A 7869-nucleotide genomic window follows, 5' to 3' on the forward strand; every position below is an offset into this window, starting at 1 on the left:
GCCTGGGTCGCCACCATCGTCATGTTCTGCTATGTCACCGTGCACAACGTCGAGCACCGGATCGTCAAGGTCCCCGAGGGCCTGCGCAAGGGCCTGCTCGAGTTCCCCTGGGTTCCGCCGGTGCTCTGGATCGGCGTCATCGGCATGCTGATCCTGACCCGCTGGTGGGACTTCTGGACCAGCTGACACAGCTCGCACCACAGGGGAGGACCCCGGCGCCCAGGCGCCGGGGTCCTCCTGTGTCAGCGCTGTGTTCAGCGGTTGTTGGCGCCGTTGCCCGACAGAATCGGGATGTTGCTGAGGACGTGCGACAGCGGCTCGTCGCCCTTGGCCTGGGTGGAGTTCTCGGTGCACTGCTGGTTCTGCGGGCCGCCCGAGAGGATCGGGACGTCCTGGACGGTGATCGGCACGCCGCCGAGGAGGGAGCCGATGTTGGCCTTGGCGGGGAGGGCGATGCACGGCTTGTTGAAGGAGCCCTGGATGAGACCGATCTGCGGGCTCATGTTGCCGTACGTCTCGAAGTTGCCGTACGTCTGGTGCGCGCCGTTGCCGCTCAGCGACGTCGTGCCACCGTCGTTGCCGATGGCCATAGCCTGCGGCGCCATCGCCGCGCCCGCAGCAGCAACGGAGAGGGTGACCGCCGCGGTCGCCATAACCTTCTTGAGCATGTGTCGTCCTTCTGTCGCGTGGATGCCCGTTTCCGGAGCTCCCTGGACAACTACCACCTCGGAGGATTAGTTCTCCCCGGTCACCCGGATGGCCCGCATTATGCATACCGGCCGGCCGTTCCCACGGCCTTGCGCTCGTCGGGGTATTGGGCCGAATAGGGGCTACCGGCGGCGCGGGCCGTGTCATCTCTATCGGCAATCCGTTTCGATCGGTGTGAGCCCCGTGGTGGGCACAACGTCGAACAGAAGGTGCTATTTCCATGAAGACTGCCAAGAAGGCCGCCCTGGTGCTCGCCGCCGCCGGTCTCGCCGCCGGTGCGTCCGCTGGCTCCGCGTTCGCCGACGCCGACGCCAAGGGCGTGGCCGCCCACTCGCCCGGCGTCCTCTCCGGCAACCTGATCCAGGTCCCGATCCACATTCCGATCAACATCTGCGGCAACACCCTGAACGGCGCCGCCGCCCTGAACCCGGCGTTCGGCAACGTCTGCTTCAACGACTGATCGGGTCGCGCCGCACAAGGGTGGTCCCACCGGCCCGGAGCCGATGGGACCACCCTTTTCGCTGCTCGCCGCGGCAGCAGAACGGGAGGGGGCGCGGCTGCTCGGACGCACCCCCTCCCGACCCCTCCGACCACGCGAACACGCGAACACGCGGACAGATGCGGCTGGTTCAGCCGCCCAGCTCGACGCCGCCCAGCAGCGGAGTGGCCTTGCCGGCCGTCTGGAGGACCTTCTCGGGCGCGTCGCCCCTGACGTTGTTGAGGTCGGTCGCGGCGTCGGCGGTCTGACCGACCACGGAGCCGTCGCTCGCCAGGTCCAGAGCCGGCTGCGAGGTGAGGGTGTCAACGCCCTTGGTGAGGCTCATGGGCGGCATTCCCGACGCGTTCGCGGCGAGCGCGGGAGAGGCCGCGGCTCCCATCGCGACCACGGAACCGGCGACGATTGCGGCAACCCTCGAGTACTTCATCTTTTCGCATCCCTTTCTCCGGTGGCGTTCGTCGCCGCCGTCGACATGGGTAACGAGTCCTGCGAGTGAGGGAAACCCCTGCTTCATGGGGTTTCTCGCATGCCACACCAACGACGGTATGCGGAGATCCTCGTATCGCCTGCTCGTGCGCCGACGGCTTTTCGGGCAGGCGCTCGGAGCACGCAAAGCCGGGCCGGTCCGCTGTGCGGACGGCCCGGCGGGTCTGCTGCGGTGCGAGATCAGGCGTTCACACAGGCGTTGCCGAACGTCGGGTTCAGCAGGGCGATGATGTTCACCGTGTTGCCGCAGACGTTGACCGGGACGTGGACCGGGAGCTGGATGAGGTTGCCGGACAGGACGCCGGGCGAGTGGGCGGCGACGCCCTCCGCGTGCGCGCCGCCGTGAGCGGAGGCGACGCCCGCACCGCCCATGACCATCGCGGTTCCAGCAGCGGCCATGACACCCGTCTTGACGAGCTTCTTCATCGCCCAATTCCTTTCGGTTCGAACAGCAAGGCACTGAGGTAACGAGCCTGTGCCGCCGAGGATGTGCTCAGTCCCTCGATTTCCTCCCCGCGCGGGCTCGGTCGGCGTAGCGCCGGATGGGCGTACCGGGGCTGGATCTTTGCCGTATCCGGGTGACGCGGGCCGGTGGCGCGAGCGCGTCTGACGCGTTTTGCAAAGTCCGGTCTGACAACATGCACTCCTGTTTTGTCACCTTGATCGACATGGAGAGCCAGTCATGCCGAAGTCGACGGGCTTCGCTGCGCGAGGCACTCTGGGAGCACTGTCCTTTCTGGCGCTTTCGGCCGCTCCACTGCCCGCCGCGGCCGTCCCGGCGCCCGAGGAATCCTCCCGGATTTCCTTCACCCAGCGCTACCACGCCGTGCACCGCGGCGGAATCGTCCGAGCCGCCAACTCGGCCATCACCTGCCGGACTCCGAAATCCACCGCGGTGGCGCCGTGCTCGTCCGTCCGCAAAGGATCCGCGGCCGCCAACAACGATTTCGACATGTTCTACATCGACGAGGACTCCGACCCCAACACATACAACTCGAGCCGCGGCGAGCTCGTCGTTCCGCGTGAATCCCGGGTCAGCTACGCGAGGCTGTACTGGGGCGGGAACCTGCGGGTCGGCGAGCAGAAGCCGCCCGAGGACAACGGGCGCGTACTGATCGCCGAGCCGGGCGGCCAGTACAAGGAAGTGCTGGCCGACACCCGTGTCGCGCACCGCGACGCCGACGGCGCCGACGCCTTCCAGGCCTCGGCGGACATCACCCGGCTGGTGCGCAGGAGCGGGTCGGGGCTCTACACCGTGGCTCAGGTCAACGTGGCCATGGGCCATTCGAAGGCCGGCTCGTGGGGCGGCTGGACGATGGTCGTCGCCTACGAGAACGAGTCGGAGCCGATGCGTCACCTCGCCATCTGGGACGGCTTCGAGACGATGAGCGCCGACCGCAGGCGGCACACGCTCAGACTGAAAGGCCTGAACATTCCGGCGAACGCCTCGGGGCGCGCCGGAATCGTCGCCTACGACGGAGACCGGGGCGTCCGCGGCGATTCGGTGAGCGCGCGGTCCGGAAAAGAGAAGTTCGTCGCGCTCGCCGACCGGGCCAACCCCGACGACGACATCATGAACTCGACCATCACCGATGTGGGTCGATCCGGAATCCGCCGGCAGCCGGGATATCTCAATGCGCTCGGCTACGACTCCGACGTATTCAGCATCAAGCCCGCCCTGAAAAAGGGCGCATCGACTCTCGACTTCCGGTTCGACGCCGAAAGAGCCGGATACTACCTCGGCGTTCTCTTCGTACAGGCAGACTCTCGCCGCTGAGTTCCGCGGCGGCGGCGCTGCCCGTCCGAACCAGATCTACAGTCCACGTACGAAGAGAGCCGCACGTGCCGCATAGAAGTCGGGCTGAGAAAGGCCAGCTGACGGTTTTTCACCTGGTTCAGCCGGTGGACGGGGGAGTCGCACGCGTCGTCGCCGACCTGGTCCGCGCCCAGGTCGCCGAGGGCATCGAGACGGTCGTCGGCTGCCCGCCGGGCGGGGAGCTGGCGGCCGAGGCGGCCGCGGCCGGCGCACGCGTGCACAGCTGGCCGGCCGTGCGCGCTCCCGGCCCTCAGCTCGCCAGGGAGGTCCTCACGGCCGCCCGGCTGATCCGCGAGAGCGGGCCGCATCTGGTCCACGCGCACAGCGCCAAGGCGGGACTGGCCGGGCGCCTCGCCGTACGCGGACGGCTGCCCACCGTCTTCCAGCCGCACGCCTGGTCCTTCGACGCGGTCGAGGGGAAGACGGCGGCGCTGGCGCTGAAGTGGGAGCGGTACGGGACCCGTTGGAGCACCCGCACCCTGTGCGTCAGCGAGACCGAGCGGCGCGCGGGCGAGAAGGCGGGCATCGCCGCCCGCTGGTCCGTGATCCACAACGGCATCGACTTCGACCGCTTCCGCCCCGACGACGACGGCTCGGCACGGGCGTCCGCGCGGGCCGCCCTGCCCTCCCTGGCCGGGCTCCCCGCCGAGGCGCCGCTCGTCGTCTGCGTCGGGCGGCTCTGCCGGCAGAAGGGCCAGGACGTCCTGCTGCGGGCGTGGCGGCAGGTCGTGGCGGCTGTGCCGCAGGCCCGGCTGGCGCTCGTCGGGGACGGGCCCGACCGGGCGGCGCTGGAGCGCCTCGCCCCGGCCGACGTGGTGTTCGCCGGGGCCAGCAGGGACGTACGGCCGTGGCTCCACGCGGCGGACCTCGTCGTCCTCCCCTCGCGCTGGGAGGGCATGGCCCTCGTCCCCCTCGAGGCCATGGCCTGCGGCCGGCCGGTCGTCGTCTGCGACGTCAGCGGGGCCAGGGAGAGCCTGCCGCCCGGCCACGAGGCCCACGCCCTGGCGCCCCCCGACGATCCGCGGGCCCTCGCCACAGCCCTCGTCGCCCTGCTCGCCGACCCGCCGCTCCGGCAGGAGCTCGGCCGCCAGGCCCAGGCCCACACCCGGTCCGCCTACGACGTCCGCACCACCGCCGCGGCCGTATCCGGCCTCTACCAGGAACTTCTCTGCCTGTCCCAACCCATGACGAGGAAGCGCACCAAGCGATGACGACGGAGAGTGCCCACGCGCCCCACCCATCCCAGGCGACAGCCGTGCAGCACCGCTCGGCGCCCTCGATCCACCCGCCCCGCGGTGCCGCCGGCCGCTCCGCGCCCCTTCGCCCGCGCGACGTCGGCGGACGGGGCCCGGTCATCGGGCTGGTCGTCGCCGACACCCTCGCCATCGGCGCGGCCGTGGCGCTCGTGCCCGGAGTGCCGCGCCCCGAGCTGCTGTTCGTGCTGCTCGCCGCGGTGCAGCCGGCGCTGCACGGCTGCCGCGGCCTGTACCGGGCGAGCCTGTCCCCGTCGGCGCTCGCCGAACTCCCCGCCCTGCTCGGCCTGGCGCTCATCCAGTGGTTCGCCGTGACCGAGGTCGTCGCGGCGTACGACTCCCGCTCCGCCATCGGCTGGGCCGCGCTCGGCTCCGCCGTGGCCGTGCACGCGCTGCTCGCCTGCGCGGCCAGAGGCGCCGTCTTCCACGGCCGGCGCCGCCGAGCCGCCCGCCGGCCGCAGTCGGCCCTCATCGTGGGCCGCGGGCCCGTCGCCCACCAGCTGACCGCGGCCCTCTACGAGCACAGCGGCTACGGACTCCGCCCGGTCGGCCGGGTCGACCCCGGCCACCCGGGCGCCGCCGACCCCGAGCCGCTGCCCGTCCTCGTCACCCCCGAGGACGTCAGCCGCGCCGTCATCCAGAACTCCGTGCGGCACGCCGTCTTCACCGGCCCGCCCGAGGCCGCCCCCGACACCGCCGCGCTCGTCGAGCTCTTCTCCCAGCACCGCTGCCGGCTGTGGACCGTCGACGGCGGGGCCGCCGCCTCAGACGCCCACCGCAGGCCGCAGACCGCCGAACACCTGTGGGGATTCTCCGTACAGCCCCTGAACGGCGGCCTCCACCGGCCGGTCGCGCGCGCCGCCAAGCGCGCCATGGACGCGCTGCTGGCCGCCCTCGCCCTGGTCGCCACGGCGCCGCTGATGGCCGTGTGCGCTCTGGCCGTACGGCTCTCCGACGGCCCCGGGGTGATCTTCCGGCAGGAGCGGATCGGGCTCGACGGCCGTCCGTTCACGCTGCTGAAGTTCCGTACGATCGCCCCGGTCGACGAGCACGAGTCCGCGACCCGCTGGAGCGTCGCCCTCGACCAGCGCATGAGCGTCACCGGCGGTCTGCTGCGCCGCTCCTCCCTCGACGAGCTGCCCCAGCTGTGGAACGTGCTGCGCGGCGACATGAGCCTGGTGGGGCCGCGGCCGGAACGCCCGTACTTCGTCGCCAAGTTCAGCCGCGCCCACCCCGGCTACCAGGCCCGCCACCGTATGCCCGTCGGCATCACCGGGCTCGCCCAGATCAACGGACTGCGCGGGGACACCTCCATCGAGGACCGCGCCCGCTTCGACAACCACTACATCGACTCCTGGTCCCCCTGGCAGGACGTATGCATCCTGGCGCGGACCGCCGCCTCGCTCTTCCGCCTCGGAGGCAGCTGACCATGGCCTACGCATGGGCCGCCGCGCCCGCGTTCCCCCGCCTCCGCCCGCACCCCCGGCTCCGGCGACTGCTCGTACTGCTGCCCCTGCTCGCCACGGTGCTGCTGCTGGCCGCCCCGATCCAGCCGGCCGGCGCCGGCGCGGGGCTGGGCGGCAAGGTCACTCCGGCCGACGCGGCCTCGGGGCTGCTGGTGATCTGGTGTCTGGTGCGCGTGCTGCGCCGCCGATCCCGGCCGCTCTCGCCTCTCGCGGCCCTCGTCCTCGCCCTCCCCGTGGTCGGGATCGCCGTGGCCACGGTCACCGCCGCCGACCCGGCGGCGGCGCTGCCCGGCTTCGTCCGCTACCTCCAGGTCTTCGTGCTGGTGCCGGCCGCCGTCGTGCTCCTGGTCAGGGACGCGACCGACTTCCGAGCCGTCACCGGCGCCCTGGTCGCGCTGGCGCTCGCACAGGGGGCGCTGGGCGTCTACCAGTACGCCACCGGCACGGGCGCCTCCTATATGGGCGCGGACGTCCGGGCCGTGGGGACCTTCGGGCCGTCCGACGTGATGGGGATGGCCACCGTCGTGTCGTACGGCATCCTGGCGGCGGCCGCGCTGGCTCTGCGCACTCCCAAGGACGCGCCGTCGTGGCTGCGGCCCTGCGCGCTCGCCGCCGCGGCCGCGCTGGTGGTGCCGCTCGCGCTGTCCTTCAGCCGGGGCGCGTGGATCGCCACGGCGCTCGCCGCATTCGCCGTCATCGTGCTGACCGGACTGCGGCAGGCGGTGCGCGCGCTGGCCGTGCTGGCCGCCCTCGGCGTGGTGCTCGTCGGCGGCTTCGGCATCGGCTCCGAGATGATCTCCCAGCGGCTGACCAGCATCACCCAGGTCGCCGACGCCCCCGACCAGTCCGTCACCGACCGGTACACCATGTGGGCCGCCGCCGCGAGCATGTGGCGCGAGGAGCCGGCGGCGGGCGTCGGCCTCAAGGGGTTCCCCGCCCACCGCGACGGGCACGCCTCCATCGGCCTCTCCGCGGGCAGCGACACGGCGGGCGCGGGCCGCGCCTACCGCAAGCAGCCGCTGCTGTCGCCGCACAACATGTATCTGCTGGTGCTCAGCGAGCAGGGGCTGATCGGCCTCACCGCGTTCCTCGGCAGCCTGTCGGCGGTGCTGGTGGGCAGCGTGCGCCGGCTGTCGCGTGCGCGGCGGACGCGCGGGGCCGCGACGGACTGCGGACTCGCCGCCGTCGGGCTGATGACCTGGCAGACCGTCGACTTCCTGTACGCGGACATCGGCGGGCCCTCGACCGTGCTCACCGGGGTCGTCCTCGGTCTGGCCGCCTGGTGGGCGCTGGCGGAACCGGACGAGGCGATCGCCACTTGAACGCGCACGACGCCACGGCCGCCGTCGAGGGCCCGGTCGAGGGTCCGGTCGAGGGCCCCGGCCGAGGCTCGGGGGGACGCGCGCTCGCGGGGTCGGCGGCGGGGCCGGTCGCGAGCCGCTCAGACGTACCCGCGCAGGGACTCGCGCAGGGATCCGTGCCGGGATTCGCCCAGGGATTCCTGCCGGGATCCGTAGACGGCTCATCCGTGGAGGGCTCATCCGTGCAGGGATCCGCGCACGCGTCCGCCCAACAGAGGGCCGCCCAACAGGCCGCCGCCCAGCAGGCCGCCCCCGAGAGCGGGCCGCCGAAGCTCGGCCG

The 7869-nt window shown here is 72.1% G+C and carries 8 protein-coding genes and 1 pseudogene; 6 read left to right on the forward strand and 3 right to left on the reverse strand.

The annotated features are described in order from the left end of the window. A pseudogene (locus AB0M39_RS40665) lies at positions 1-186 on the forward strand (hypothetical protein); the annotation flags it as partial. A 68-nt stretch (positions 187-254) separates the two neighbouring features. Here AB0M39_RS40665 and AB0M39_RS40670 read toward each other — a convergent pair. Then, positions 255-668, reverse strand: coding sequence for a rodlin (locus tag AB0M39_RS40670; protein WP_365373854.1), 414 nt, complete (start codon positions 666-668; stop codon positions 255-257). Between the two features lie 260 nt (positions 669-928). Between AB0M39_RS40670 and AB0M39_RS40675 the strand changes: the two genes are divergently transcribed. Beyond that, positions 929-1168, forward strand: a complete 240-nt coding sequence (locus tag AB0M39_RS40675) for a chaplin (RefSeq protein ID WP_365373857.1) — start codon at positions 929-931, stop codon at positions 1166-1168. A gap of 169 nt (positions 1169-1337) precedes the next feature. On the opposite strand, the gene AB0M39_RS40680 is transcribed toward AB0M39_RS40675, so the two are convergent. Beyond that, positions 1338-1634 (reverse strand): hypothetical protein, encoded by a 297-nt coding sequence (locus tag AB0M39_RS40680; RefSeq protein ID WP_365373860.1) that lies wholly within the window; start codon positions 1632-1634, stop codon positions 1338-1340. A 239-nt stretch (positions 1635-1873) separates the two neighbouring features. Then, positions 1874-2119, reverse strand: coding sequence for a chaplin (locus tag AB0M39_RS40685; protein WP_365373863.1), 246 nt, complete (start codon positions 2117-2119; stop codon positions 1874-1876). Between the two features lie 256 nt (positions 2120-2375). On the opposite strand from AB0M39_RS40685, the gene AB0M39_RS40690 reads away from it, so the two are divergent. The 4 genes from AB0M39_RS40690 to AB0M39_RS40705 all read left to right on the forward strand — a co-directional run bounded on the left by AB0M39_RS40690 (position 2376) and on the right by AB0M39_RS40705 (position 7550). Further along, positions 2376-3470, forward strand: coding sequence for a DUF3344 domain-containing protein (locus AB0M39_RS40690; protein WP_365373866.1), 1095 nt, complete (start codon positions 2376-2378; stop codon positions 3468-3470). A 65-nt stretch (positions 3471-3535) separates the two neighbouring features. Continuing rightward, complete coding sequence (locus AB0M39_RS40695) at positions 3536-4720, forward strand: glycosyltransferase (protein WP_365373868.1); 1185 nt, start codon at positions 3536-3538, stop codon at positions 4718-4720. Beyond that, positions 4717-6189, forward strand: coding sequence for an exopolysaccharide biosynthesis polyprenyl glycosylphosphotransferase (locus tag AB0M39_RS40700; RefSeq protein WP_365373871.1), 1473 nt, complete (start codon positions 4717-4719; stop codon positions 6187-6189). Before AB0M39_RS40695 ends, AB0M39_RS40700 begins: the two co-directional genes overlap by 4 nt. A gap of 2 nt (positions 6190-6191) precedes the next feature. Then, complete coding sequence (locus AB0M39_RS40705; RefSeq protein ID WP_365373874.1) at positions 6192-7550, forward strand: O-antigen ligase family protein; 1359 nt, start codon at positions 6192-6194, stop codon at positions 7548-7550. The last annotated feature ends 319 nt before the right edge of the window (positions 7551-7869 follow it).

The sequence above is a fragment of the Streptomyces sp. NPDC051907 genome, assembly GCF_040681075.1.
In the GTDB taxonomy this organism is placed as follows: Bacteria; Actinomycetota; Actinomycetes; order Streptomycetales; family Streptomycetaceae; genus Streptomyces.